This is a genomic window from Pseudomonas sp. MWU347 (assembly GCF_017947305.1).
Taxonomy (GTDB): domain Bacteria; phylum Pseudomonadota; class Gammaproteobacteria; order Pseudomonadales; family Pseudomonadaceae; genus Aquipseudomonas; species Aquipseudomonas putida_A.
In genome coordinates this window covers 134,567-161,101 of sequence record NZ_JAFGZB010000011.1, presented here as the reverse complement: position 1 = coordinate 161,101, position 26,535 = coordinate 134,567, and the positions used below count along the sequence as shown (strand labels likewise).

Below are 26,535 nucleotides of genomic sequence, written 5' to 3'. Positions count from 1 at the left end.
CCGACGGGTTGCGTAGCAACCCCAAACAAGGCAATTGAGTTCTCACAGTCAGATTGCACAGGCCCGTATTGGGTCTGCTTCGCAGCCCATCGGGGATAAATCCCCTCACCACAGGTATTAAATTGCCAAAGAGATCGTGTGTTCACCGCAAAAGGGCCGGGGTTTTCGGGGCCAGGGTTTGCTCGGCTGTGGGCACATCATTGCCAGCCCCGAGGCCGCCACCCAACGCCGTCACCAACTCGGCATGCGCACTCAAGCGCGCCGCCTGCACCTGCTGCTGCACTTGCTGTTGCTTGAACAGCAAGGTCTGCGCATTCAGCACGTTGAGGTAATCGGTGAGGCCACGCTGATAGGCGATCATCGCGATGTCGTAGGTCTTCTGCGCGGTAGCCACCGACTCGGCGGCGAAGGCTTGCTGCTTGTCCATCGACTCGCGACGGATCAACTGGTCGGAGATGTTCTTCAGCGCATTGACCAGCGTCTGGTTGTAATGCGCCACGGCGATGTCATACCCGGCGGAGGCTTCACCCAATTCGCTGCGTAAACGCCCACCGTCGAAGATCGGCAGCGAGATTGCCGGGCCGACGTTGTAATTGAGTTTCTTGCCAGTCAAAAACTCCAGCGCCCCGCCGCCGGTGGCCATGTAGCCAAGGCTGCCGACCAGATCGACGTTGGGATAAAACCCGGCATGCGCGACATCGATGCCGCGTGCCTGGGCCGCCACTTGCCAGCGACTGGCGACCACGTCCGGGCGCTGACCGAGCAACTCGGCGGGCAATGCCGATGGCAGTTTCAACGCAGCACCCAGCGCCAGCGTCGGCCGCTGCAACTGCGCACCGTCGCCCGGGCCTTTGCCGGCCAGCGCGGCGATCTGGTTGCGGCTCAGGGCGATTTCTTCGTCCAGCGCATCCAGTTGCCGATGGGTCTCCGGCAACGGCGTTTCCGCCTGACTGACTTCAAAGTGCGTGCCGATGCCGCCGTCCAGACGCTTCTGCGCCAGATCCAAAATCTGCTGTTGCTGCTTGAGGGTCGCGGCGACGATGTCGCGCTGGGCGTAATGCAGCGACAGCTCGATGTAGGCGCGCACGATATTGTTCTGCAATTCCAGCTGCGCCAGCCGCGCTTCGGCGGCGCTCATGTGCGCCAGATCCACCGCGCGTTCGCTGGCATTGCTTTCCCGCCCCCAGAGGTCGAGGGCGTAGCTGAAACCCAGCGCGGCGTTGTTGTCCCAGGTGGTGGTGTTGGCCAGCTCGCCCGGGCCGTAGAACTGGTCGGTCGGCCAGTTGTGGCGTTTGAGTGTCGACTCGCCATTGATCTGCAACGACTCGGCGGCCTCGGCGACACCGGCCAGCGCCTTGGCCTGACGCACCCGTGCAGCGGCCATGGCCATGCTCGGACTGCCCTGCACGGCGAGGTCGATCCAGTGATTGAGTTGCGGGTCGCCGTAGGCTTGCCACCATTGTGCGGTGGGCCAGTTGGCGTCACGGGCGGCGTGGGCGATGGCGTCGTCAGTGGCCAGTGCGTCGGCTTCCAATGCCGTGCTATGCGGGGCAATTCCTTGCGTTGAGATGCAGCCGCTGAGACCCAGGGTAAAAGCCAGAACACTGAGCGGCAAAAGCGCTCTGATGATGCGACGCGGCACAGCTGCGAATTCCTGAAAGAGGATAAGGCGGGGATTTGTGCAGGGGTTGCCGCAGGCTGCGATCTTTTGATCTTGATTCCCTTAAAACAAAATCAAAAGATCGCAGCCTGCGGCAGCTCCTACAGGGAGCGGCGCAATTCTAGGTGGGCGCCTTGGTGGCGATAAGCTGGGATTCCTGTGAATCTTTGTTACCGTTAACGAGATAATCCGTTGGTCGGGGGTCTCAGCCCCTGAAACTTCGTGTCACAATTTGCCATCTCCCTTGAGAGCACCCCATGGACACATTGCAAAACATGCGCGCCTTCAGTTGTGTGGCCGAAGCCGGCAGCTTCACCGCCGCCGCCGTGCAACTCGACACCACCACGGCCAACGTCTCGCGCGCGGTCTCCAACCTGGAAGCCCACCTGCAAACCCGCCTGCTCAATCGCACGACCCGGCGCATCGCCCTGACCGAGGCCGGCAAGCGCTACCTGCTGCGCTGCGAACAGATCCTGGCCTATGTCGAAGAAGCCGAAGCCGAGGCCAGCCAGGCCCACGCCCGCCCCGCCGGCCAGTTGAAAGTGCACACCATGACCGGCATCGGCCAGCACTTCGTGATCGACGCCATCGCCCGCTACCGCAAGACCCACCCGGACGTGACCTTCGACCTGACCATGGCCAACCGCGTGCCGGACCTGCTCGACGAGGGCTACGACGTGTCCATCGTGCTCGCCAGCGAACTGCCGGACTCGGGCTTCGTCTCGCAACGCCTGGGCATCACCTACAGCATCGTCTGCGCCTCCCCGGCCTACGTGAAAGCCAACGGCTGCGCACAAAAGCCCGCAGACCTGCTGAACCACGCCTGCCTGCGCCTCGTCAGCCCGGTGATCCCCCTGGAAAAATGGGCCTTCAACGGCCCGGACGGCCAGGAAATGGTCACCATCAACAGCTCGCCGTTCCTGGTGAACTCCGCCGATGCGATGAAAGCCGCGATCATCAGCGGCATGGGCGTCGGCGTCCTGCCGGTCTACGCCGCCATCGAAGGCCTGCGCAACGGCACGCTGGTGCGGATGATGCCCAACTACCGCTCGCAGGAACTCAACCTGTACGCGATCTACCCGTCGCGGCAATACCTGGATGCGAAGATCAAGACCTGGGTCGAGTATTTGCGCGGGTCACTGCCGGAGATATTGGCGGCACATCAGGCGGAACTGGCGGCGTATGAGTTGAGTGGGAGCCTCGCCGGAGCCCGCGTCGCCAACTGATTTTCAACATACGGTGTTCACTGTAGGAGCTGCCGCAGGCTGTGATCTTTTGCTCTTGATGTTTAAAAATCAAAAGATCGCAGCCTACGGCAGCTCCTACAGAAGCGGTGATTTGAAGGGAGTTTTCCGACAGGTTTTGACGGTTGTGACTCGGAAGTGGGGTGGATAGGCTCAGGGGGTCGTTGACGAATCAACGACCGGACTTGGTCGTCCGGGTTTAGAATGGCGCACTTTTTAAGCTTGCTTAATGGCGAGCTGTGCGTGGGAGGGCCTTGGCCCTGCCGGGTTTCCATTCCCTGGTCGACCAACCTGCGTACGGTTCGCCACCCTATTGCTTGGTCGCAGTACGTGGCGAACTCCACATCCCGAATGGAGTTCCACCATGATCAAACCCACACCCAATCCGCCCCAAGCCGAAAGCACCTCCCCCTACGAATCCCTCGATTCAAAAAAGCTCCACGACGCCGCCGAGCGTGCACTCGACCATTACCTGAAACCTTCCGCCGCCGCTGTGAGATTCCACAAACCCAGCAGCATGTTCCAGGTCGTCCCCGACATGGACAACGAAAGCCTGCTGGTTCACGCCTGCGAATCACTGGCCTCGGCAAGCATCATGACCAGCGACATTGCGGCCTATGTCGAAAGCCCGCAGCGACAGACGATACTGGCGATCCAGCAAATCATCATGCTGGCCGAGCTGGCGGTGAATCGGGTGCTGGACAACGTGGAAATCAGCCAACCTGCAGCACACAGCTGAGCCATTGTGGGAGCGGGCTTGCTCGCGAAGGCGTCAGCACATCCAACACTTTCGGTGACTGACACACCGCTTTCGCGAGCAAGCCCGCTCCCACAGGGGGATTGGGTGAGTCAGTTAGAGACTGGTCGGCTGTCAGGCCGCCATCGCTGGCAAGCCAGCTCCCACAGGGATTGGGTGAGTCAGTTAGAGAGTGGTCGGCTGTCAGGCCGCCTTCGCTGGCAAGCCCGCTCCCACAGTGGGATTGGGTCAGTCAGTTGGAAACTGGTCGGCTGTCAGGCCGCCTTCGCGAGCAGGCGCACTCCTACAGAAAAGCAAAGCAGTCCAGACAGACCGCATGCTCTTCACCACTCAAATGGCCGAGTGTCAGCTCGCCGAAAGCTCTTGATCTTGCCGTGCCGGCCCCATCGGCAGGCTGAGTGGAGGGGGTTATCCGGGGGTAGGCGCGCAGCGCCATGCGGCGAAGCCGCATACATCGAGAGGAGGTGCAGCGAAGCAAACCGGAGGCGATGCCCCCGGATGAACCCCGCAACGAAGGAACCCGAGCCTAAGCGAGGGCCGAACGCAGGGGCCAAGACCTTTGCTTCCTTTGGGGCGTTTGCCAAAGGGAGTCGCTGTAAGAGCGAAACCGCCAGCAGCAGCCCCCGAAGCAACGGATATGTCCCCCATCAACCCAAAGCATGGTCGGCCCAGAGGCCGCCAAGACAACCCAAAACAGAAATGTTAGCTTGCTTGGCAATAAAGCCCAGAAGCCGAGCCCATAGCGATGAAAAAAACAGTCCTGGCCTTCAGCCGCATCACCCCACCCATGATCGAACGCCTGCAGCAAGAGTTCGACGTCATCGTCCCCAACCCAAAGAACGGCGACATCAACGCCCAATTCAACGAAGCCCTCCCCCACGCCCACGGCCTGATCGGCGTCGGCCGCAAACTCGGCAAAGCCCAACTCGAAACCGCCACAAAACTCGAAGTAGTCTCCAGCGTCTCCGTCGGCTACGACAACTACGACCTCGACTACTTCAATGAACGCGGGATCATGCTCACCAACACCCCGGACGTGCTCACCGAAAGCACCGCCGACCTCGCCTTCGCCCTGATCATGAGCAGCGCCCGCCGCGTCGCCGAACTCGACGCCTGGACCAAGGCCGGCCAATGGCAGGCCAGCGTCGGCGCACCGTTGTTCGGCTGTGACGTCCACGGCAAAACCCTGGGCATCGTCGGCATGGGCAACATCGGCGCCGCCGTCGCCCGCCGTGGCCATTTCGGCTTCAACATGCCGATTATCTACAGCGGCAACAGCCGCAAGACCGAACTGGAACAGCAACTCGGCGCAGAGTTTCGCAGCCTCGACCAGTTGCTCGCCGAAGCCGACTTCGTCTGCCTGGTGGTGCCGCTCAGCGACAAGACCCGCCACCTGATCAGCCATCGCGAATTGGCGTTGATGAAGCCGGGGGCGATTTTGGTCAACATCTCCCGTGGCCCGGTGGTCGACGAGCCGGCGCTGATCGAAGCCCTGCAAAACAATCGCATCCGTGGCGCCGGACTGGACGTCTACGAGAAAGAACCGCTGGCCGAGTCGCCGCTGTTCCAGTTGAAAAATGCTGTGACATTGCCGCACATCGGCTCCGCCACGAATGAAACGCGCGAAGCCATGGCCGATCGTGCACTGGCCAATCTGCGCAGCGCGCTGCTCGGCGAACGCCCGCAGGACCTGGTCAATCCGCAAGTCTGGCGCGGATAAAAAATGACGGGCAAGTGCAGAACCGCACTTGCCCGTTAGTTGCCGCCCTACACAACTTGAAATTGAACAACAAAGCCAATTTAACAACAGCATTATAAGCTCTGCCTGGCAATCGAATGATCGACCACTGCTATGGAGAGCTAATCCCGTGAACAACCTGACAACCGATAAAGTTATTCGCTACAGCAAAGTTATATTGATGGCTTACATCAGCTTCTTTGGTGTATTGGTGATGATTCACAACTTTACCGACTATGACTCGAACTACACGTACGTGGCTCATATCCTGAGCATGGACACTACCACCGCCAATGAGTCCATAAAATACCGAGCCATCGATTCACCGATGATTCATCACCGGATCTACTGGTTCATCATCACGATGGAAGTAACGTATACGACGTTATGCCTGATAGGCACCTATCAACTCTATCGGCACATCAATGCGCCTGCAGAGGTATTCCATGAGGCAAAAAAGTTCTCGATCATGGGCATACTGGCGGCAATTTTCATTTATTACGTGTGCCTGCAAACCGTGGGGGTGGAATGGTTTGACATGGACACCTCACAATCATGGAATGCCAAGGACTGGGCCCGGCATATCATTGACTTCATATTCCCGGTGATGATTTACATCACCTTGAAAGTCGAGCGCTGATGTTCAGTGATCGTTTGTTTCATACCAACTTCCCCTGCACCGGCGCCACCAGCGTTTTCGGCTTACGAAACACCAAGACATTACCCAGCATCACCAACACCAGCCCGAACAACGCCGGTGCCGTCCACTGATAACCTTCAACAAACGCTGACACGTTCAGTGCCACCACCGGGAACAGCACGGTGCAATACGCCGCACGCTCCGGCCCCATACGTCCGACCAACGTCAGGTACGCGGTGAAGCCGATCACCGAACCGGGGATCACCAGATACAGTAACGCCCCGACGTAACGTGGCGACCACTCCATGTCGAACGCAATGCCATTGACCAGACACCACACCGACAACATCGCCGCCCCGTAGGCCATGCCCCAGGCATTGGTGGTCAAGGGTTTCAAGCCTGCCTTCTGCTGCAGACTCGACAACATATTGCCCGCCGAAAAACACAAGGTGCCACACAGCGCCAGGCCAAGACCAAGCAACGTTTCGGGGCTGGCGTGATGGCCGGCCAGTTCCGGCCAGAACAGCATTCCCAGACCAAACAGGCCGAGCGCCCCGCCCATCAAAACATTGCGCGCGATGCGCTGACCGAAGAATACGCGTGCATTGAGCGCATTCCACAAAGTGGCCGTGGAAAACACCACCGCCACCAGCCCGCTGGGAATCCACTGGCTGGCGGTCAGAAAGCACATGAAGTTGACGCAGAACAGGCACAACCCCTGCGCCACACAGATCAAATGGCCACGCCGATTCATCGGTTGCAGCCGCCGACTGAGCAGCAACAGCACGAACAGCACCAGCGCGGCGAGACCGAAGCGATAAACGATCGACACCGGAATCGCCACCACGCCCAGTTGCCATTTCAGGGCAATCCAGGTGGTGCCCCAGATCAGCACGGTCAGCAGATACAGCGAAAGGTTCATGACGAAACTCCTGAGAACACCGGGCACTCTGTGGCAAGCGAGCTTGCTCGCGCTTGAGTGCGCAGCACTCACTGATGGGTCCGCTGCGCAGCGCGGCGGGAGCAAGCTCCCTCGCCACAGGGTTGTGTTGTATGGAGGTTCAGGGTGCGACAGCAACGATCGGGGCGCTTGCAGATTCTTGCGCTTTTGTCGCTCGACAGGCTGGCAGCGCGAAAGCTACGGAGTAGGATGCAAGGCGTTGGAGAGAACCGAATATGGCCGCTATCGATACCCTGCAAGTCTTCCAAGCCCTCAACCGCTCGCCGAATGCACGCCTGTTGCACAGCGCCGATCTCGGTGACGGCTTGTCTGCGGCCCTGTGGACCAACCACCACGATGCCCAGGAATACGAAACGCCGAGCCACCACACGCTTTCCTGCTACATCGCCGGGGGCACGGGCACCTTTCGCCGTGGCCAACCGGGGCGCAAGGGCGGACCGGACAAGTTGTGCATCCTGCCCGCCGATCACCAATCGGGCTGGGTGATCAACGGCGATCTGCGTCTCGCTCATCTGTATTTCAGCGCCGAACAATTTGCCTTGGGTTGCGTCACGCTGCTGGATCGCGAGCCGCGAGAGATGCAGTTGCGCGAGCAGACCTTTCTGGAAGATCCGCAGCAGGCCCGACGCTTTCGTCAGTTACTGACACTGAATTGGGACGAACCGGCCGAACGCCTGCTGACCAGCAGCATTGCGCATGAATTGATCAGCCATACCCTGCTCAGCCAGGTCGGCGCCCGGCAGGGTGTGCGCCTCAAGGGCGGACTGGCGCCCCATCAGCGGCGGCAACTGGTCGAGTTCATCGACAATCAGTTGGCCGAGCCGATCAGCCTCGGGCAACTGGCCGGATTGTGTGCGCTGTCGGAATACCACTTTGCGCGGATGTTTCGCGTGAGCTTCGGCCTGCCGCCGCATCAGTACGTGCTGGCGCGGCGCTTGAACCGGGCGCGGGAATTGTTGCGCGGCACGGCGTTGCCGCTGGGGGAGATTGCACTGGCGTGCGGGTTTGCCAGTGCCAGTCATTTCACCAACCGGTTTCGGCAGGTGTTGGGTGGGACGCCTGGGGAATATCGGCAGGCATTTTTGCGTTAGAGGCGGGATTTTTATTGCCTGTTCGGGCCGCTTCGCGAGCAAGCCCGCTCCCACAAGGTCTGCGGCCGTTCAAGACGTTTATGTCCGACCGGGGAACCTGTGGGAGCGGGCTTGCTCGCGAAGAACGATGACGCGGTCCTGAATCAGAACTCCAGCGTACTGGAGAGCGAAATCTGCCGCGAATCGCCCATCGACACAAAGAACCGGCTCGCCGCGGAGGTGTAGTAGGTGCGGTCGAACAGGTTCTTCACGTTGAGCTGGAACTTGACCTTCTGCCCTTCGAGTCTGGTGTCGTAAGTGGCAAACGCATCGGCCACGGTGTAGCTCGGCAGGTCGAAATCATTCACCGCATTGCCCGCGCGTTCGCCGACATACCGCGCCCCGGCACCGACCCGCAGTTGGTCGCCACCCATCACGCTGCCGAAGTCATACACCGCCGACAATGAACCGCTGTTCTTCGCCACGTTTTGCAAGCGATTGCCTTTGTAGTCCGGGTCGTCGGTGACCTCGGCATCGGTGTAGGCATAGGCGCCGATCAGGCTCCAGCGATCGGTCAACTGCCCGGTCAGGTCCAGTTCCAGACCCCGGGAACGCACTTCGCCAGCCGCGCTGTAAATGGTGGTCGGGCCTTCAGAATTGGAGACCAGCACGTTGCGCTTCTTGATGTCGAACAGCGCGATATTGCCGGTGATGCGCCCCGGCATATCCAGACGCGCACCCAGTTCCCACGACTTGGCTTCTTCCGGCGCGATGCTGCCGTCGAGCACGGTGCTGCTGCCGCTGAGCGGGGCGATGGTCGAGTTGGGTTTGAACGATTCGGTGTAGCTGCCGTAGAACGATAATTCGTCGGTGTAGCGATACACCAGACCGGCGCGCGGTACGAATTTCTGCCCGTTGCTGTCGGTGTTGGCCTTGAACGGCACACCTTTGCCGGCGTACTGGTCGTACTCCTGGAAGCGTCCGCCGGCGACCAGAATCCACTGGTCGTTGAGGTGTATCGAGTCCTGCAGAAACACCGAATCGCTGCGCAGCAGATCGGTCTGCGCGCTGTCCGCCGGGCTGACCGTGGTGCCTTCGACTTCACGGCCATACACCGGATTGACATAGCTGAAGGTGCTCAGGCTTTTCTGGCGGATCAGGTCAGCGCGGTAGATCTTGCGGTACTCATCGTCAACGCCGAACACCAGATCATGTTGCATGCCCAGCAGGTTGACTTTGCCTTCGAGGCTGGCGGTGGTGAAACGGTCAGTGCTGATCGCGCCTTGCGTGCCGTCCATGCTGCGGGTCAGCGTGCCTTTTTTGGTGTCGATGGCGGTCACGCGTACCTGGCTGGCGTCGTAGGTTTCGCGGTTCCAGCTGTAGCCAAAATGGGCTTTCCAGTCGTCGTTGAGTTCGTGGTCGGCTTCGAAGTGGTACAGGTCGGAACGGCCTTCCATGTCGTTGAACGGCTCGTCCAGACGCTCGTTGCGCGAGATGTCCAGCGGATGGTTGGTGCGCGGATCGATTACCGTGCCCCGGTCGAACGGGGTGAGAAACTCGCGGTGTTCATAGCCGAACGACAGCTGGGTACGCTCGCCGAACCAGGCCAGCGACGGCGCGATCAGCGTCTCGCGGTGAGTGCCGTAGTTGCGCCAGTAATCTTCGTCTTCATGGTCCAGCACCAGCCGATAGGCCAGCCCGGATTCGCCCAGCGCCCCGGTGCTGTCGAAGGTGCCACCGCTGCCATTCTTGCCGTCGCCGTAGGTGGAACCGCGCAGGGTCAGCGCGTTGTATTGAGTCAGTTCCGGCTTCTTGCTGACCAGGTTGACCACGCCGCCCGGATCCTGAATGCCGTAGAGCAACGAGGCCGGGCCCTTGAGCACTTCGACCCGATCGACCGTCGCGTTCATGCCACGGCCCTGCACGATCGGCATGCCGTCGCGCATGATCGAGCCATTGCGGTTGTCGCCAAAGCCGCGGGTCATCACCGAGTCTTGCGTGCTGCCCAAGGTGTTGCCCTGGGTGATGCCGCTGACGTTGGCCAACGCATCGTCGAGATTGCGCGGGGCCTGATCACGGATCACCTGGGCCGGAATCACGTTGACGGTCTGCGGAATTTCCTGCAGCGAAGCCGAGGAGCGCATCACCGAACTGGTCTGCGGCGGCTGATAGCTCATCGACTCGTCACGCATCGACGTGATGGTGGTCGCGCCAAGATTGAGTGCGCCTGCGGTGGGTTGCGGTTCCAGCGCCAGGGTGTGGCTGTCGGTACGGCGAAAGGTCATGCCGGAACCACTGAGCAGGCGTTGCAGCGCCTGTTCGGCGCTCATCTGGCCGCTGACGGCCGGGGCGTTGAGGCCGTACGGCGCTTCATCGGTGTAGACCACGCTTTGCCCGGTGACGCGGCTGAAGTCGCTCAGAGCCTGGGGCAGTGGTTTGGCGCTCAGGGAGAAACTGAACTGTTTCTGTGTCGGGCTGCTGACGGTTTCAGCGGCCAGCGCCACACTCAGCGGCAACAGCGCCAACGCCGAAAAACTCAATGCCGAAACACCCAACCACTGTTTGACCGAACCCGATTTTGCCCTGGACTTCATTGCTCAATGACCTGTGTAGAACCGCAACGGATGCGAATGACTCGCAGTTTCAGTCACTACACGGATGGGGCTGCGGTTTACCTCACCACAAATTTGAAAATATTTTTCGAGAGCAGTGTCGGTAGTTCTGACGCCTTCGCGAGCAAGCCCGCTCCCACATTCTGGAATGCATTCCCCTGTGGGAGCGGGCTTGCTCGCGAAGAGGCCAGTAGACCTAGCGCAAAATAATCAGATGCCCCAGCACCTGATGCTGCTCAAACCCCAGCACCCCTCGCAACGAACTCAGCACCGCCTGCGGATCCTTGCTCGGAAAACTGCCGCTGACCTTGCGCGCTGCCAGTTCATCATTGAGCACAACAATCCGTCCCGGGTAATAGCGCCGCAGATCCTCCACCACATCGGCCAGTGACGCCTTGTAGTAATTCAGCCAGCCCTGACGCCAAGCCAGTTGCGCCTCGCTGTCCACCGCGTGCAGTTTTTCCGCACTGCCCTGCCCGTAAGCCACTTGCTGGCCGGCGGTCAGAATCTGCTGTTGCGCGTTGCGATTCGCCGTCACGCCAACGCGCCCGGACAGCACCGTGACCTGCGCACCTGCGGGCTGCAGACGCACTTCGAATTGCGTGCCGAGCACCCGCGCCTCGCCCTTCTCCGCCGCGACCACAAACGGATCCCCCGTATGCGCGACACTGAAAAATCCGGCACCGCGGCGCAATTGCACATGCCGCTCGCCCTGACTGAAATCCACCGCGATGGCACTGTCGGCATCCAGCGTGACTTGCGATTGATCGGCCAGGGTCACGGTGCGGACTTCACCCGGCGCCGAGACGTAATCGGCACCGAGATCATCGATCCAGCGCTGCGGCTGCCAACCCGTGCCAAGGCTGATCATCAGCATCAGACACGCGGCCATCGCCAGCGCGCCCGACCAGCGCAGCAGCAGTAAACGACGCGGACGATCCATCGCATTGAGGTAGCCCTGCAACGCCAACGCCTCTTCATCGGCCAAGGTACGCGCCGGACTTTCGCTCAACTCCCAGAGCACTTGCGCCTGGGCGTAGGCCTCGGCGTGGGCCGGGTCGGCGCGCAGCCATTGGCTGAAGGTCAGTTGATCGCCGGTGCTCGGGCGGTCGTGCAGCAGGCTCAGCCAGGCGAGCGCGGCCTGCTCCTGAGCAGGCGTCGGGGTGACGCGGTCGGTGACTTTCACGGTGCTTTCCCTGGCAGACGTGGCGCGGGTTCGCGCAGGCTGGCCTTGCAGGCCTCGAGGGCGCGCATCATATGTTTTTCCACGGCGCTTTGGGACAGGCCCATGGCTTTGGCGATGTCTGCGTATTTGCGGCCGTGGATGCGATTGAGCAGGAAGATCTGCCGGGTGCGTTCGGGCAAGGCGCGCAACGCCGCTTCGACATGGCGCAGATCATTGCCCGCTTCGAGCGCGGCTTGCGGTTCGCTGCCGTGGCTGTCCGGCGCATCCGGTTGCCAACCCTCGTTGACCCGCACCCGCGTGCCTTCGCTGCGCAAGTGATCGATGGCGATGTTGCCGGCGCAGCGCAAAAGGTAGGTGCTGAGTTCTTCGACCTGCACCAGCGGCCGTCGCCAGAAACGCAGAAACAGGTCCTGCACCAGATCCGCTGCCGTGGCCCGGCAACCGACGCGCCGGTTGACCAGCGCCTCCATCTGCGAGCGCTGCGACAGGAACACCTGAAGAAAATGCGCACGCGCGCCGTGCGGCTCGTCGTCGCGGGATTCCGGGGGATGACCGATCAGCATGTCAGACCTGCGCCCAGGCAGCGACCGGACTGGCCAGCAGGCTCAACCCGGCCAGTGCGAGGGCCAGACGTGGGCGATACGGCAGCAACAGCACCAACGCCAAGGCGCTGAGCATGAGCACCGCGAACCAGTCGACCAGACCGAAACTCCAGCCGTGTGCAGCGACTGCCGCCCAAAGCGACAGCCCGAGCAACAGCCAACCGGCGAGTTTCAGACCCCGTGCGCGTCGGGCCGAGGGTTTGTTGCCGAGCAGTTCATCATGGTGCCGAGGCATCGACAGACACAGCGCACTGAACGCGGCATAGCACAGCAACAACGCCAGCAACATCAGCTGACCTCCTGCTCAAGCGCGATCGGTCGCGGCTTTTCGCGGGATGTTTTTTTCACGCTGACGGCGCCGCCGGCACGCTGCATTTTCCATGCGGCCCAGCCGAGGAACAGACCTGCGCCCAGGCACGTCAGATCGAAACCCGCCAGCGTCCAGTCACCTTGCGCCAGCGTTACCCCGAGATTCCACGGTGTGGTCAGATTGATCAGCGGCGCCGCGATAAACAGCACGGCAGCCAGCGCGAGCTGTTCGACCCAGGCCTTGCGCCCTTTGCGCAGCAACGCATGCACCACACTCAAAGCCCAGGCGATAAAAAACGCATTCACTTCCTGATCGGCGCGCCCGAGCAGATCTGTCGGCGACAGGCGATTGGCCAAAAAGAACACCGCCACCGCCAACACCAGCCCGGCCATGCTGGCGATGTTCAGCACTTCCACCAGGCGCAATTCGAACGGCATCACGCCGCTCTTGGCGTGTTTGAGCTGGCGCTTGCCAAGCCAGATCACCAGCCCGGTGCCGATCATCGCAGTACTCGCCAGACCACAAATGAAATACAGCCAGCGCAATGTCGACCCGGCAAAGTGGCCCATGTGCAAACCGTAGAACGTGCCGCCGACGGCCATCGCCACGGGCTGCTCCGGAGTGCTGCCGAGGCGCTCGCCGGTAACGCCGTTGAACGTCACCGCGCGACCGAAATCGTGGACGACGCGGTCGCCACGGCGCGACAGCACCACCGAGGCATTCGCGTCCCCCGGGTTGTTCACTGTCAGCCGCGCGGTGCTGCCTCCCGCCCACTGCTCGCTGGCCTTGGCCAGAAGTGGAGCCATCGGGCTCAGCGGCGCCGCCCGGTTGGCTGGCTCAGGGGTCTTCGATGCCGGAAAAACTTCGTCGTAAAAGGTGCGCACGTCGCCGTTATAGGACGCCAGAATGCTCGCCGGCATGACCATCGCCATGAAAATCACCAGGCTGCTGTAGGTGATCATCAAGTGAAACGGCAATACCAGCACGCCGACCGCGTTATGCCCGTCGAGCCATGAACGCTGGCCTTTGCGCGGGCGAAAGGTGAAGAAGTCCTTGAAGATTTTCTTGTGGGTGATGATGCCGGTGATCAGCCCGACGAACATCACCATTGCCGCCATCGTCGCCAGCCAGCGGCCCCATGGATAAGGCATTTGCAGCTGGAAATGGAAGCGATAGAAGAACTCGCCGCCCAGACTTTCGCGGGCCTGGACTTCACTGCCGGTCTGCGCGTCGAGTGTTCTGGATTCGAACTTGCCGCGCTGGCCCGGTGCGTTCGGCACCTGCTGCCAGCGCACCGTTAGGCCCGGGTCACGGGCGTCGGGCAAGTCGATCAGCCAGCGCGAGGCGCCGGCGGCGTGTTGCTGCAGGTAACTTTGCGCCAGGGTCAGGCTCGCTTCGGCATTGATGGGTCGTGCGGGAATTTCCGGCTGCATCCAGTGGCTGATCTCATCCTTGAAATAGGCCAGCGTTCCGGTGAGGAAAATCGCAAACAGCAGCCAGCCGAACACCAGCCCCGTCCACGTGTGCAGCCAGGCCATCGACTGACGAAAGCCCTCTTTCATGCGTAACCCAAGCCCCGCGCGGCACCCGACACCGTTGCCAGAATCACGCTGGGCACCAGCAAACCGACCCACGCCGACCACGCCGTGCGGCAAGCGAAGCACCACAGCACCGCGACCAGATAGACCAGAAAGGAAATGGTCATACCGGTCACCACCGCTTCGGCGCGGCTCAACGGCAGCCACATCGTCAACGCGACACTGGCCAGCGCCGCGACCAGATAGCCGCCGAACACCGCCGCCAGCACCCGCGAAGTGACAGCCAGACGATAGGACATGGGAAGTGAGGCGAGTTTGCCTTTCATGTTTCGACCCTGAAACGAAAAACGTCCGGCCGACAAGCCGAACCAACAGGCGAGCAATATTAATGATAAATATTCTCATACGCAAAAGCATCTGATTGCCGGACACCGCCGCGCACCCCTACAATGCGAACAGTTCTTGTTCTCTAACGCATCGATTATGCGCCCGGAGTAATACCCTTGCCGTCCGCCCATCCCGTCGAATCGCTCTACCACGACCACCACAGCTGGCTCACCGGCTGGTTGCGGCGCAGACTCGGCTGCCCGGACAGCGCGGCGGATCTGGCGCAAGACACGTTCATCCGCGTGCTCAGCTCTCGCGAACCCGCAGTGATCATCGAGCCGCGCGCCTTCCTCACCACCCTCGCCAAACGCGTGCTGTTCAATCATTACCGTCGTCAGGATCTGGAACGCGCCTACCTCGACACGCTGGCGCAGATGCCGGAAATGGTTGCGCCATCGGAAGAAGACAAAGCGATCATCCTGCAAACCCTGATCGAGCTGGACCAGCTGCTCGATGGCTTGCCGCGTCTGGTCAAGCGCGCCTTTTTGCTGGCGCAGGTCGATGGCCTGACTTATCCGCAAATCGCCGCCGAGCTGAGCATCTCGGTGGCCACGGTCAAACGTCATCTGCACAAAGCCGCCCTGCGCTGCTATTTCGCCCTATGAACCGCGCTCCGGATTTCTCCGCGCAAGTGGCCGAACAGGCCGTGCACTGGCTGATGGAAATGCAGCAGGGGACGCTCTCCCCGCGTCAGCAACAAGCCTGGCAGCAATGGCTGGACGCCCACAGCGAACATCGTCGGGCGTGGGAACACATGCAGCGGGTCAACCAGCGCTTGCGCGGCGTGGCTTCGCCATTGGCCCATGCCGCGTTGAACGGGCAGAAGTCTTCCAGTCGCCGTCAGGCGCTCAAGTTGCTGCTGCTTCTGGGTGCCGGTTCTGCCGTCACCTGGGGCATGCGCGAGCACAATCCGCTGCCGACGCTGCTCGCCGATTACCGCAGCCCGCTGGGGGAGCGCCGCAAAGTTACGCTGGGTGCGGGCAGCCAGTTGCAGCTCAACACCGCGAGCGCAGCGGACGTGGACAGCACGCAACGGCTGATCCGTTTGCTGGAAGGCGAGATCCTCCTAAGCACCGCCCAAGCGTTCGAAGTGCGCACGGCGCAAGGGCTGTTGAAAACCAGTGCTGCCCGACTCAACGTCCGGCAATTTGCCGATCGCACGCAGGTGGCGCTATTCGAAGGCCAGGTCGAATTGACCCGCCCCGGGCGCGAGCCGATGTGGCTACCCGTTGCCCGTCAGCTGAGTTTCAGCGCCACCTCGGTCAGCGAAGCCAAGCCACTGGACGCCAACAGCGGTGCCTGGGCCGACGGTATGCTGGTTGCCGCGCACATGCGCCTGGGCGATTTTCTTGAAGAGCTCGGCCGCTACCGTCGCGGCCAGTTACATTGCGATGCGAAAGTGGCCGACCTGCTGATCTCCGGGACCTATCCACTGGACGACAGCGAGCGGATTCTTGATCTGCTGCAAATCAGTCTGCCGGTGAAAGTGCGGCGGTTTACCCGCTATTGGGTCAGCGTCGAGGCCCGGGTTTAAAACAAAACTGTGGCGAGGAAGCTTGCTCCCGCTGGCCTGCGCAACAGGCCCTCAATACAGTGGCCGCTTCGCGCCCCAACGGCAGCAAGCTCCCTCGCCACAAAATCAGTCATGCAAAAAATATTCGTAAACCGTGAGCCGTTTTTCAGATCTGGCGTGACAGAGAAGGAAAGCCCCCTTGATTCAACCTTCTCAGGATCACCCTTCATGCACCCCACCCGCCTCACGCCACTGGCCCGTCGCCTGCGCAACCTCATACTGGGCGCCAGCCTGAGCTTCAGCGCTCTGCCGGCCATGGCCGCCGAAACCAGGGTTTACCACATCGCCCCGGCATCGCTGGAAAACACCCTCAACCAGTTTGGTCGTGAAGCCGGCGTGCTGATTTCCTTCGGTTCGCAGATCACCAGCGGCGTGCAAAGCCGTGGCCTCGAAGGCAGCTACAGCACCGCAGAAGGTCTCGATGCATTGCTCGAAGGCACCGGCCTGCAAGCCCGCGCCGAAGGCAACAATGCCTTCAGCCTGCAACCGGTCGGCGACACGGCGCTGGAGCTGGACACCTCGAAAGTCGTCGGTGACTGGCTCGGTGAAGCGGCGCAGGTCAACGTGTTCGAACACCCCGGCGCCCGCGATGTGATCCGCCGCGAAGACTTCGAACGTCAAGGCGCGACTCAGGCGCGCGATGTGCTCAACCGCATCCCCGGGGTCAACGCTCCGGAAAACAACGGCACCGGCAGCCATGACATGGCGCTGAACTTCGGCATTCGCGGCCTCAATCCGCGCCTGGCCGCGCGCTCGACCGTACTGATGGACGGCATTCCCGTGCCATTCGCACCGTACGGCCAACCGCAGTTGTCGTTTGCGCCGATCAGCATGGGCAACATGGATGCCGTGGACGTGGTGCGTGGCGGCGGCGCCGTGCGATACGGCCCGCAGAACGTTGGCGGGGTGGTCAACTTCGTGACCCGTGCCATTCCCGACGCGCCGACGGTCAAGGGTGGTTTCCAGACTGAGACCAGTCCGTCGTCGAGCCATGACGGCTTCAAGACCAACGCCAACCTGCTGGCCGGCGGCACCAACGAAAATGGTCTGGGCGGCGCGCTGCTGTACTCCGGCACCCGTGGCGGTGACTGGCGTGAACACAGCGACAGCGAAATCGACGACCTGATCCTCAAGGGCAAATACCAGCTCGACGAGGCCAACAGCTTCAACGCCATGGCCCAGTATTACGAAGGCAAGGCCGACATGCCCGGCGGCCTCAGCGTTGCCGATTACGACGCCGATCCGTATCAGTCGACGCGCCTGAAAGACCAGTTCTGGGGTCGCCGCACAATGTTCAACTTCGGCTATCGCTATCAGGAAGATCGCCGCGAATTCACCGCCAACACCTTCTTCACCAAGACCCTGCGCAGCGGCTATCTGGATCAGGGCAGTTTCCTCTCGCTGTCACCGCGCGAATATTGGGTACGCGGTTTCGAAACGCGTTTCGCCCAAGGCTTCGACCTCGGCCCGACCAGCCATGAAGTCGGCGTCGGTTACCGCTTCATCAACGAGGCCGGCCACGAGTTGCGCTATCGCACGCCGATCAGCAGCAACCAATACCCGACTACCGACAGCCGCAACGACCGCGACACCCGCGGTGGAACCGAAGCCAATGCGTTGTTCGTCGACGATCGCATCGACATCGGCAAATGGACCATCACTCCGGGCGTGCGCTACGAGATGATCGAGTCGCAGCAGACCAACAACCTGACCGACGTCAAATACAAGGGCGACTACAACACCGCGCTGCCGGCGCTGAACGTGCTGTATCACCTGAGCGACAGCTGGAATCTGTACGCCAACACCGAAGGTTCGTTCGGCAGCGTGCAATACAGTCAGATGCCCAACCGTGTGAGCAGCGGCGAAGTCAAACCGGAGAAGGCCCGCACCTGGGAACTCGGAACCCGTTATGACAACGGCACCCTGCGCGCGGAAATCGGTGCGTTCCTGATCAACTTCGACAACCAGTACGAAAGCAACCAGACCAACGATTCGGTGATCGCCCGAGGCGAGACCCGCCATCAGGGCATCGAGACCAGCGTCAACTACGCGCTGGATGACTTGAGCCCGGCACTCGCCGGTTTCGATGTGTACGCCACTTATGCCTATGTTGACGCGACCATCCGTGAGGACGGGCCGAACAAGGGCAATCGCGTGCCGTTCTCGTCGAAACACAAAGGCACGATTGGCGTCGGTTATACCGAGGGCCCGTGGAAACTCAACGTCGACAGCAGCTTCCAGAGCGACCAGTTCGCCGACAATGCCAACACCTCCAGGGAAAGCGCCGACGGCAGCACCGGCAAGATCCCCGGTTACATGCTGTTCAGCAGCCGCGCCGGTTATGACTTCGGCCCGCAATTGTCGGATCTGAACGTGGCGGTGGGGGTGAAGAACATTTTCAACACCCAGTATTTCACCCGCTCGTTTGATGACAACAATAAAGGCAAGTACGTGGGTGAACCGCGCACGGTGTACGTGCAAACCACCCTCGCGTTCTGAGATTGAAAAAACCCTCACCCTAACCCTCTCCCAAGGGAGAGGGGACTGATTGCGGGATGCTTGCGAAGTACGCCGACCTGATTCTACTTTGCCGAATCCATAGTCGAGTCGGTCTTTCAGGTCGATGTTTCACGTCAGACACCTCGGTCGGCCCCCTCTCCCGGAGGGAGAGGGCTGGGGTGAGGGGCCGCTTTCTGATGCCCTGCGCAAAAAACGCCACAAACAAAAACGGGCCTGCTTGCGCAGGCCCGTTCTCATGGGGTGGCTTGAAAAATCAGCGTATCAACTGTTGATCGCTGCCTGTTCGTTCTCGAGAAATTCTTCCTCCAGCAGTGCATCATTCGCCTTGCTGAATGGCACGATGGCGGCGCGAGGTTTGCCTCGCAGTTTGCCAAACAGGTGCTCCAGCGCGTGTTCCAGTTTTTCGGCTGCACCGTCGATCGCCTGTTCCAGCGAATCGGCTTTGTGGGTGACGGAAATCGGTTGATGGCCTTTTGGCCGCGCTTCCAGTTGGCAGCGCAAGTCATGGGGACCTGGTTTGTCGCCGTTCTCGTCGCTCAGGTGGACTTCGACACGGGTCAGGTCTTCTTCATAACGTTCGAGCGTGCTCTCAATAGTTGTACGTACCCACTCCTCCAGTCGCTTACTGCTTTGAATATGGTTATCGCTGTTGACTTGGATTTGCATAGTTCATCCCTTATTTCAGCTAGCTCGCCAGAGGCCTTGAATTGGATTTCCTGACCTCCTGGTTACAACAATCGGCCCGACCGACGAACATTTCAACCCCTGAAAAAAGATAAATATTCATTCGCAAAAAAAGCCGGACAACCGGGCAAGTCACTGGTAAGGTCGGGAGTTGGGTCGCTTCGCAACCCTGCAAAATCTGCTCACAATTGCCCGTCGTTCAACGGGTGCAAGCTGCGGAAAATCCCCGCCTCCTCCACCAGCCAGTCATGCACCGCGCGCACGCCCGGATGGCTCAAGGCCCCCGGCGCATACAGCAGCACGTAGCGTTTGTGGTTGGGCACCGACAGGCCGAACGGCACAATCAACGTCCCGCGCTCCAGTTCATCGTTGAGCAACGTGCGCCGGGCAATCGCCACGCCCATACCGGCGATCGCCGCTTCGATGGTCAGGTGATTGCGATTGAACGTGTGCCCACGCCGTACGTCGGCGCCTTCAAAGCCAATCGCGTTCAGATAAAACTCCCATTCCGCATATTCATAACTGCCCCGCCAGGCGGTGATGTCGTGCAACAACGGGAAATGCACCAAGTCCGCCGGCCCATGCAGCGGCGGACGCCCGCGCAGCAAACTCGGCGCGCAAACCGGGAAAATCTGCTCATCGAGCAAGGCTGTGGATAACAGCCCCGGATAGCTGCCGTCGTTCAGATCGATTGCCAGATCGAAATCGCCCTCGTGCAACGGCACGCTGCTGTCCTCGGCCACCAGCCGTAACTGGATGTCCGGATAACGCTGTTGCAGACGCGGCAAACGCGGGGTCAGCCATTTGCTGAGGAACGACGGAATCGAACGCACCCGCAGAATCCCGCTGATCATCCCGGCATCCAGACGACGCAATTCAGCATCGATGCTGCCATAGGCCTCGTTAACCGTGATGGCCAGTCGCTGGCCTTCCGCACTCAACTCCACGCCCCGCGCCCGTCGGTGGAACAGGCGAAAACCGAGGCGCTCTTCCAGCTGGCGAATCTGCTGGCTGACCGCCCCCGGAGTGATGTGCAGCTCTTCAGCGCAACGGGTGAACGACAGGTGCCGCGCGGCACAGGAAAACACCTGCAGCCAGACGTAGGTCTGGGCATGCAATTGACGACTCATTGTTTAGTCCTGCTAAAGGCTTACTTAGGAAATTTCGTTAGTCACGTAGGACCGAGGTAGGCAGTATCGCCGACATTGCGCTTGTCCTACAAAAAATGGCAGCGATTCCTACTCCATTGCTTGTAAGGGTTTAGCATGGCTATCAGTGTTTTCGATCTATTCAAAGTCGGCATCGGTCCGTCCAGTTCCCACACCGTCGGCCCGATGCGCGCCGCCGCGACCTTCGCCCAGGCGCTGATCGAGCAACGCTTGCTCAACGATGTGCGTCGCGTGGAAATCCGTTTGTACGGTTCGCTGTCGGCCACCGGCGTCGGCCACGCCACCGACCGCGCGACGGTCATGGGCCTGATGGGCGAATGGCCGGACAGCATCGATCCGGCGACCATCGATCCACGCATCCAGCAACTGCGCGAAAGCGGCGTGTTGCTGCTGGCCGGCCAGAGAGAAATTTCCTTCAACTGGCAGCACGATCTCCTGCTGCTGGACGAAAGCCTGCCCTACCACCCCAACGCCATGTCGCTGACAGCCTTTGGCGAAAGCGCCGAGCTGTTCACGCAAACGTACTACTCGATTGGCGGCGGTTTCATCATCGAAGCGGCGGAAGCCGAGTCCGGTGTGGCGCCGGCCGGCGACGTGGTGTTGCCGTACGATTTTTCCAGCGCCGCCGAACTGCTGAGCCTGTGCAAGCAGCACAACTTGCGCGTGTCGGAGCTGATGATGGCCAACGAACGGGCCTGGCGCAGCGACGCTGAGATCCGTAACGGCTTGCTGCACATCTGGTCGGTGATGCGCGAGTGTGTCGAGCAAGGCCTGCGTCACGAAGGCATCCTGCCCGGTGGGCTGAACGTGCCGCGCCGCGCGGCGAAATTGCACCGCAGCCTGCTGGAAATCGGCAAGCCGAACGTGATCAGTTCGACGCTGTCGGCGATGGAGTGGGTCAACCTGTTCGCCCTCGCCGTCAACGAAGAGAACGCTGCCGGCGGGCGCATGGTCACCGCGCCGACTAATGGCGCGGCCGGGATCATTCCGGCGGTGCTGCACTACTACATGAAATTCAATCCGGACGCGTCTGACGATGACGTCGTCGCTTTCTTCATGGGCGCCGCCGCCGTCGGCATTCTGTGTAAGAAAAATGCCTCGATCTCCGGCGCCGAAGTCGGCTGCCAGGGCGAAGTCGGTTCGGCCTGCGCCATGGCCGCGGCGGGCCTCGCTGAAGTGCTCGGCGCAACCCCGGAGCAACTGGAAAACGCCGCTGAAATCGGCCTGGAACACAACCTCGGCCTGACCTGCGACCCGGTCGGCGGCCTGGTGCAGGTGCCGTGTATCGAACGCAATGCCATCGCCGCCGTGAAGGCGATCAACGCCACGCAAATGGCCCTGCGCGGCGACGGCAAACACTTCATTTCCCTCGACCGGGTAATCCGCACCATGCGCGATACCGGCGCCGACATGCACGACAAATACAAAGAGACTTCACGGGGCGGCCTGGCTGTGAACTGGGTGGAATGCTGACGCGCATTGCCTGACCGTCCCGGCGGGCCGCAACTTGCGGCCCGCCAACCGTGAGCCCGAGCAAAAATAATAACGAGGCAAAAACGATGACCGATGTACGTACACCTGCTGCCGAAAATCCCGCTGTAGATCGCACACGCAACACCGAAATAGCCCACAAGGGCTGGAGCAAATCCGACACCACCTGGATGCTCGGTCTGTATGGCACCGCCATCGGTGCCGGCACTTTGTTTCTGCCGATCAACGCCGGTGTCGGCGGCTTCTGGCCATTGTTGATTCTGGCGTTGCTGGCGTTCCCGATGACCTTTTTCGCCCACCGGGGCCTGACCCGCTTCGTCTTGTCCGGGCGTTCGGGCGACATCACCGAAGTCGTTGAAGAACACTTCGGCATCGGTGCCGGCAAGCTGATCACCCTGCTGTACTTCTTCGCGATCTTCCCGATCCTGCTGGTGTACAGCGTTGCACTGACCAACACCCTGAGCAGTTTTCTCGAACATCAATTGCACATCGCGCCGCCACCTCGGGCAATCCTGTCGCTGGTGCTGATCCTTGGCCTGATGGCGATCGTGCGCTGCGGGCAGAACGTGATCGTCAAAGCCATGAGCGTGCTGGTCTATCCGTTCGTCGCCGCGCTGCTGTTGCTCGGCCTGAGCCTTATCCCCAACTGGAACGGCGCGTTCTTCGCCAGCGCCAAGGAAGCGATGCCGCTGTCGACGTTCCTCAAGACCCTGTGGCTGGCGATCCCGGTGATGGTGTTCTCGTTCAACCACTCGCCGATCATCTCCGCCTTCGCGGTTGACCAGAAGCAGCGCTACGGCGCCGAGGCCGAACGCAAGAGCAGCGGCATCCTCGCCATGGCCCACGGGATGATGGTGGTGACGGTGATGTTCTTCTGCTTCAGCTGCGTACTGGCGCTGTCGCCGGCCGATCTGGCAGCAGCGAAGGCGCAGAACATTTCGATCCTGTCGTACCTCGCCAACCACTTCCAGACCCCGGTCATCGCTTACGCCGCGCCGCTGATCGCGCTGGTGGCGATCACCAAATCCTTCCTCGGCCACTACATCGGCGCCAGCGAAGGCTTTCAGGGCATGATCGTCAAGAGCCTGCGCGGCCGTGGCAAGGTGATGTCGGCGAGCTGGCTGAACCGTGCGACCGCGCTGTTCATGATCCTCAGCTGCTGGGCCGTGGCGACGTTCAACCCGAGCATCCTCGGCATGATCGAAACCCTCGGCGGGCCAGTGATTGCCTGCCTGCTGTTCCTGATGCCGATGTACGCCATCCGCCGTGTGCCAGCCTTGCGCCAGTACTCGGGACAGGCGTCCAACGTGTTCGTGGTGCTGATCGGCCTGATTGCACTGTCGGCGATCATCTACTCGGTTCTGCCCTGAAACGGGCCACAAATGACAAAGGCGAGCCATGGGCTCGCCTTTTTTATGCCGTATCCATTGTCCAACAATTTTCCCGGCACAGCCCTTGCTATGACCTGTGCAGGAGCTGTCGAGTGCAACGAGGCTGCGATCTATTGATCTGCATGACGCACATCAAGACGCTGCAGAGCAAAAGATCGCAGCCTGCGGCAGCTCCCACCTAAAGCAACAACACAGGCCACGGAATCGCCGATGATCAGGTATTGCGAACCAACCCGATCACGGCCGGTCAACAACTGCACGTTCAATCAGGCGGTGACGCATCATGGACAACCCTTTTCAGATCATTACCGATGCCTTCGCGCCGGACTATCAGATCAATCTGAGCATTCAGGGGCTGGACGGCAGCATCATGCTGACCCTGTCGAACAGCGGCCGAATCGTCGCCAAACGGATGATCAGCGCCGAACAGCGCAACGATCCGGTACGGCTCAAGCGGCTGGTGCAAAGCATTCAGTTCGGCATCGCCATCGAACAGGGCCACAGCGCCATGGCGATCCTTGAAGCGATGACCAGCGGCGACGGGCTGCCTCCGCCACCGCAGCAGAGCAACGGCCAGCCTCGGCCGTCGATGGGGCTTTAAAGCTCGCCCTTCTCGATCTCGGGGTGTTCACCGGAGCCGGCGCCGAGCTTGCGTTGCGGTTTTTCGATCTTCACCGACGGAAATTGCGACGAGGCGTAACGCACCACCAGGATCGAGAACGCCAGCAGCAGAATGCCGCCGCACAGATAGATGATGCCCATGTCCGGCGGGTTGTGGTGCGAGACGTTGGAGATCAGCAGGCGGGTCAGCGCAGTGATCGCCACGTAGATCAGGAAGCGCACCGGCATGTGGTTGGTCTTGAAGTAAATCCCGACCATCGCCCCCAGTTCCAGATAGATGAACAGCAACAGAATGTCATCGATCTTGATGTGGCCTTCTTCGAGCATGCCGAGAAATTCCATCACCGCCGCCCATGCGGTCACCGCACCAATGGCGAACAGCGCCAGGTAATGGAAGGTCTCGACGAACAGGTTGCCCAAGGACTCGGCCAGTTGATGCACGTTTTGCCGCAGTTTCTCGGCCCAGTTGATTTTCACGATGATGTTCCTTAGCCCGATGCGAGCGGATGATGCCGGTTGGACGTGACGGTTTTCCGTATGCGCTATGCGCCATGCAGAAACGAGGCCACGCATCATGGCGAGCCGGCATGAAACCTGCGCCGTGGCGTTTGGTCGCACCGTTGAACAGGCACCGTCGACAGGAATGTTTGTGACGGTATAACTGAAGTTTCTTGATGAATTCGTTACGTATGAAAAGGCATTAGCTTATAAATGAAATGTTATTAATCCGGCAAATCTGTGAACTCACGCACAAACACTCCGGTTATTCACCAGTTAGTTATCCAATAAATTATCAGGGTAATTATTTCCACAGCAGGCCCATCAGCGAAGCTTTAACTGCAGCGGCGATCTTGTTTTGGCAACCGAGTTTTTTCAGGCAATGGTTAATATGGAAGTTTACTGTCCTTTTGCTGATACCGAGGATCACCGAAACATCGTCCGATGACTTTCCGTCAGCGGTCCATTGCAGGATTTCCTTTTCTCTCTGCGACAGTTCTATCGGCACCGGGAGCACCGAATCGGCGCCGCGCATCTGCAGGCGCGTCAGCCCCAGGTGAGTAATCTGGGCCAGCCAGGACAGCTGCGCCTGTTTGGTTTCGAGTTCCTGCGCGGTGATCGTCCCGCTGCCCCGGGCAAAGGTCACCAGCCCTTGAGTTTCGCTGTTGAGCAGCGTCTGCCCCCAGCCCTCCGAGAGCCCGTGAGCCTGCGCATCCTGCCAGAATTCGGGCATCTGAGCCTTGAGTTCAGCGTCCCACAGCACCGGTTTCACGCTGCGCATTGCGCGCTGGACGTAAGGATCGATGTCCAGGTAACGATTGGCGGAATAGGCAGCTTGCCAGGCGGGCGAATAATTATTGGCGAGAAAAAGACAAGGTTTGGTGATGGGGAAAAGTCGGCGTGACCCGTAAGCCACATAATCAAACTCCAACTGCCTGGCGACGGTCTTGATACTGTCGAACAACAACTCGACATCCGTTGCAGACATGGCGTTTTCCAACAGTTCAGCCTGCCAATATGACATAGAGATTCCTTTCCCACAGTTAATGCTGTCGGCCTCTTGCCAACATGCCTAGCATATTTCCAAATGTTTCCGCTAGCTGTCAAGGGTGACAGGTAGTATGCGAGCGCAGTGTGCACTTTAATCGCCACCCAACCAATCACTAAACGGAATCTGTGATGGATTACTTGTCAGGACGTTATGACGAGTTGACGACACTAAAGCGTCAACGCTTGGCTCAATATCGCTATCAGGTGTTCGTCGAACGCCTCGGCTGGCAATTATCCACGCCGGACGATTTCGAGTTCGACCAATTTGATCACAGCGGCACTCACTACATTGTCGCCGAAGAGCACGACGGCAACATCAAGGGATGCGCCCGCCTGCTGCCCACCACCCAGCCGTATCTGCTGAGTGAAGTATTCACTTCGTTGCTCGGCGACAAGCCTGCCCCGTGCGGCGATGACATCTGGGAGCTGTCGCGCTTCACCTCACTGGACCTCGATGCCGAGGGCGGCAAAAACGAACAGGTGATGTCCGACGAAAACACCGTTGGCCTGTTCATGGCCACACTGGAGTACGCCCGAACCTGCGGCGTTTCACATCTGGTGTCAGTGTCCCCGGTTGCCATCGGACGCCTGCTCAGACGTGGCGGCATCGACTACAAATGGCTGGCGCCGCTGCAGGTTCTGGACAACCGAACCCTGGGCGCCTGCTACATCACGGTGCAGTAACCCTGCCCGACACTCGATAACAAGAAAACAAGAAAACAAGAAAACAAGAAAACACATCAACTGAAGCTGCTGACACGCGTCGAGCAGCACCTTTCGGTGTGGGTCGATTTCACGCCATGGATAGCAACTGCCTTACAACCAACGTTCAA

At 60.4% G+C, this 26,535-nt stretch carries 24 protein-coding genes; 12 read left to right on the top strand and 12 right to left on the bottom strand.

What is annotated here, in order from left to right; genetic code table 11:
* Positions 1–142 precede the first annotated feature (142 nt).
* On the bottom strand, positions 143–1,642 hold the full coding sequence (locus KCG87_RS22810) for an efflux transporter outer membrane subunit (RefSeq protein WP_183785851.1): 1,500 nt from the start codon (positions 1,640–1,642) through the stop codon (positions 143–145).
* 275 nt (positions 1,643–1,917) lie between these two features.
* Between KCG87_RS22810 and KCG87_RS22805 the strand changes: the two genes are divergently transcribed.
* The 4 genes from KCG87_RS22805 to KCG87_RS22790 all read left to right on the top strand — a co-directional run bounded on the left by KCG87_RS22805 (position 1,918) and on the right by KCG87_RS22790 (position 6,039).
* Positions 1,918–2,886, top strand: a complete 969-nt coding sequence (locus KCG87_RS22805; protein ID WP_027610909.1) for a LysR family transcriptional regulator — start codon at positions 1,918–1,920, stop codon at positions 2,884–2,886.
* A 382-nt stretch (positions 2,887–3,268) separates the two neighbouring features.
* The gene (locus KCG87_RS22800) at positions 3,269–3,643 is read left to right on the top strand and encodes a DUF6124 family protein (protein ID WP_097090429.1); all 375 of its coding nucleotides are present in this window, start codon (positions 3,269–3,271) and stop codon (positions 3,641–3,643) included.
* Positions 3,644–4,406: 763 nt separating this feature from the next.
* On the top strand, positions 4,407–5,381 hold the full coding sequence (locus KCG87_RS22795) for a D-glycerate dehydrogenase (protein WP_098967279.1): 975 nt from the start codon (positions 4,407–4,409) through the stop codon (positions 5,379–5,381).
* 148 nt (positions 5,382–5,529) lie between these two features.
* Positions 5,530–6,039, top strand: coding sequence for a DUF2165 domain-containing protein (locus tag KCG87_RS22790; RefSeq protein ID WP_210558926.1), 510 nt, complete (start codon positions 5,530–5,532; stop codon positions 6,037–6,039).
* A 19-nt stretch (positions 6,040–6,058) separates the two neighbouring features.
* On the opposite strand, the gene KCG87_RS22785 is transcribed toward KCG87_RS22790, so the two are convergent.
* Complete coding sequence (locus tag KCG87_RS22785) at positions 6,059–6,961, bottom strand: DMT family transporter (RefSeq protein WP_134785470.1); 903 nt, start codon at positions 6,959–6,961, stop codon at positions 6,059–6,061.
* 254 nt (positions 6,962–7,215) lie between these two features.
* On the opposite strand from KCG87_RS22785, the gene KCG87_RS22780 reads away from it, so the two are divergent.
* Positions 7,216–8,091 carry an AraC family transcriptional regulator gene (locus KCG87_RS22780; protein ID WP_027610904.1) on the top strand — a complete coding sequence of 292 codons (876 nt, stop codon included), beginning with the start codon at positions 7,216–7,218 and terminating at the stop codon, positions 8,089–8,091.
* A 143-nt stretch (positions 8,092–8,234) separates the two neighbouring features.
* Here the strand turns inward: KCG87_RS22780 and KCG87_RS22775 are convergent, their stop codons facing one another.
* From KCG87_RS22775 to KCG87_RS22750, 6 genes are all read right to left on the bottom strand, one after another.
* Positions 8,235–10,664, bottom strand: coding sequence for a TonB-dependent receptor (locus KCG87_RS22775; protein WP_210558925.1), 2,430 nt, complete (start codon positions 10,662–10,664; stop codon positions 8,235–8,237).
* 214 nt (positions 10,665–10,878) lie between these two features.
* Positions 10,879–11,868, bottom strand: coding sequence for a FecR family protein (locus KCG87_RS22770; RefSeq protein WP_210558924.1), 990 nt, complete (start codon positions 11,866–11,868; stop codon positions 10,879–10,881).
* Entirely contained in the window at positions 11,865–12,431 is a 567-nt protein-coding gene (locus KCG87_RS22765; protein ID WP_003221797.1) for an RNA polymerase sigma factor, read from the bottom strand. Before KCG87_RS22765 ends, KCG87_RS22770 begins: the two co-directional genes overlap by 4 nt.
* Position 12,432: 1 nt before the next feature.
* Positions 12,433–12,759 (bottom strand): DUF3325 domain-containing protein, encoded by a 327-nt coding sequence (locus tag KCG87_RS22760; protein WP_097090424.1) that lies wholly within the window; start codon positions 12,757–12,759, stop codon positions 12,433–12,435.
* On the bottom strand, positions 12,759–14,342 hold the full coding sequence (locus tag KCG87_RS22755) for a PepSY-associated TM helix domain-containing protein (protein ID WP_210558923.1): 1,584 nt from the start codon (positions 14,340–14,342) through the stop codon (positions 12,759–12,761). Before KCG87_RS22755 ends, KCG87_RS22760 begins: the two co-directional genes overlap by 1 nt.
* A complete protein-coding gene (locus KCG87_RS22750) occupies positions 14,339–14,644 on the bottom strand; it encodes a DUF3649 domain-containing protein (RefSeq protein WP_007967542.1) in 306 nt (101 codons plus the stop codon). Before KCG87_RS22750 ends, KCG87_RS22755 begins: the two co-directional genes overlap by 4 nt.
* A 177-nt stretch (positions 14,645–14,821) precedes the next feature.
* On the opposite strand from KCG87_RS22750, the gene KCG87_RS22745 reads away from it, so the two are divergent.
* The 3 genes from KCG87_RS22745 to fecA all read left to right on the top strand — a co-directional run bounded on the left by KCG87_RS22745 (position 14,822) and on the right by fecA (position 18,777).
* The gene (locus KCG87_RS22745; RefSeq protein WP_139053820.1) at positions 14,822–15,310 is read left to right on the top strand and encodes a sigma-70 family RNA polymerase sigma factor; all 489 of its coding nucleotides are present in this window, start codon (positions 14,822–14,824) and stop codon (positions 15,308–15,310) included.
* Positions 15,307–16,239, top strand: a complete 933-nt coding sequence (locus tag KCG87_RS22740) for a DUF4880 domain-containing protein (protein ID WP_210558922.1) — start codon at positions 15,307–15,309, stop codon at positions 16,237–16,239. Before KCG87_RS22745 ends, KCG87_RS22740 begins: the two co-directional genes overlap by 4 nt.
* A 207-nt stretch (positions 16,240–16,446) precedes the next feature.
* Positions 16,447–18,777, top strand: coding sequence for a TonB-dependent Fe(3+) dicitrate receptor FecA (gene fecA, locus KCG87_RS22735; RefSeq protein WP_210558921.1), 2,331 nt, complete (start codon positions 16,447–16,449; stop codon positions 18,775–18,777).
* A 282-nt stretch (positions 18,778–19,059) separates the two neighbouring features.
* Here the strand turns inward: fecA and KCG87_RS22730 are convergent, their stop codons facing one another.
* Entirely contained in the window at positions 19,060–19,464 is a 405-nt protein-coding gene (locus tag KCG87_RS22730; protein WP_027610895.1) for an HPF/RaiA family ribosome-associated protein, read from the bottom strand.
* A 200-nt stretch (positions 19,465–19,664) separates the two neighbouring features.
* The gene (locus tag KCG87_RS22725; RefSeq protein WP_007914183.1) at positions 19,665–20,612 is read right to left on the bottom strand and encodes a LysR substrate-binding domain-containing protein; all 948 of its coding nucleotides are present in this window, start codon (positions 20,610–20,612) and stop codon (positions 19,665–19,667) included.
* Between the two features lie 135 nt (positions 20,613–20,747).
* Between KCG87_RS22725 and KCG87_RS22720 the strand changes: the two genes are divergently transcribed.
* The 3 genes from KCG87_RS22720 to KCG87_RS22710 all read left to right on the top strand — a co-directional run bounded on the left by KCG87_RS22720 (position 20,748) and on the right by KCG87_RS22710 (position 24,134).
* Positions 20,748–22,124: an L-serine ammonia-lyase gene (locus tag KCG87_RS22720; RefSeq protein ID WP_123587210.1), complete on the top strand. Its 1,377-nt coding sequence runs from the start codon at positions 20,748–20,750 to the stop codon at positions 22,122–22,124.
* 86 nt (positions 22,125–22,210) lie between these two features.
* The gene (locus tag KCG87_RS22715) at positions 22,211–23,512 is read left to right on the top strand and encodes an HAAAP family serine/threonine permease (protein ID WP_115988185.1); all 1,302 of its coding nucleotides are present in this window, start codon (positions 22,211–22,213) and stop codon (positions 23,510–23,512) included.
* A gap of 304 nt (positions 23,513–23,816) precedes the next feature.
* The gene (locus KCG87_RS22710) at positions 23,817–24,134 is read left to right on the top strand and encodes a DUF3509 domain-containing protein (RefSeq protein WP_007968083.1); all 318 of its coding nucleotides are present in this window, start codon (positions 23,817–23,819) and stop codon (positions 24,132–24,134) included.
* On the opposite strand, the gene KCG87_RS22705 is transcribed toward KCG87_RS22710, so the two are convergent.
* Together KCG87_RS22705 and KCG87_RS22700 are read right to left on the bottom strand one after the other, a co-directional pair.
* Positions 24,131–24,631 (bottom strand): phosphate-starvation-inducible PsiE family protein, encoded by a 501-nt coding sequence (locus tag KCG87_RS22705; RefSeq protein WP_003221775.1) that lies wholly within the window; start codon positions 24,629–24,631, stop codon positions 24,131–24,133. The genes KCG87_RS22710 and KCG87_RS22705 overlap by 4 nt on opposite strands.
* Before the next feature lie 325 nt (positions 24,632–24,956).
* Entirely contained in the window at positions 24,957–25,676 is a 720-nt protein-coding gene (locus KCG87_RS22700) for an autoinducer binding domain-containing protein (protein ID WP_027610892.1), read from the bottom strand.
* 155 nt (positions 25,677–25,831) lie between these two features.
* On the opposite strand from KCG87_RS22700, the gene KCG87_RS22695 reads away from it, so the two are divergent.
* Positions 25,832–26,386: an acyl-homoserine-lactone synthase gene (locus tag KCG87_RS22695; RefSeq protein WP_097090418.1), complete on the top strand. Its 555-nt coding sequence runs from the start codon at positions 25,832–25,834 to the stop codon at positions 26,384–26,386.
* The last annotated feature ends 149 nt before the right edge of the window (positions 26,387–26,535 follow it).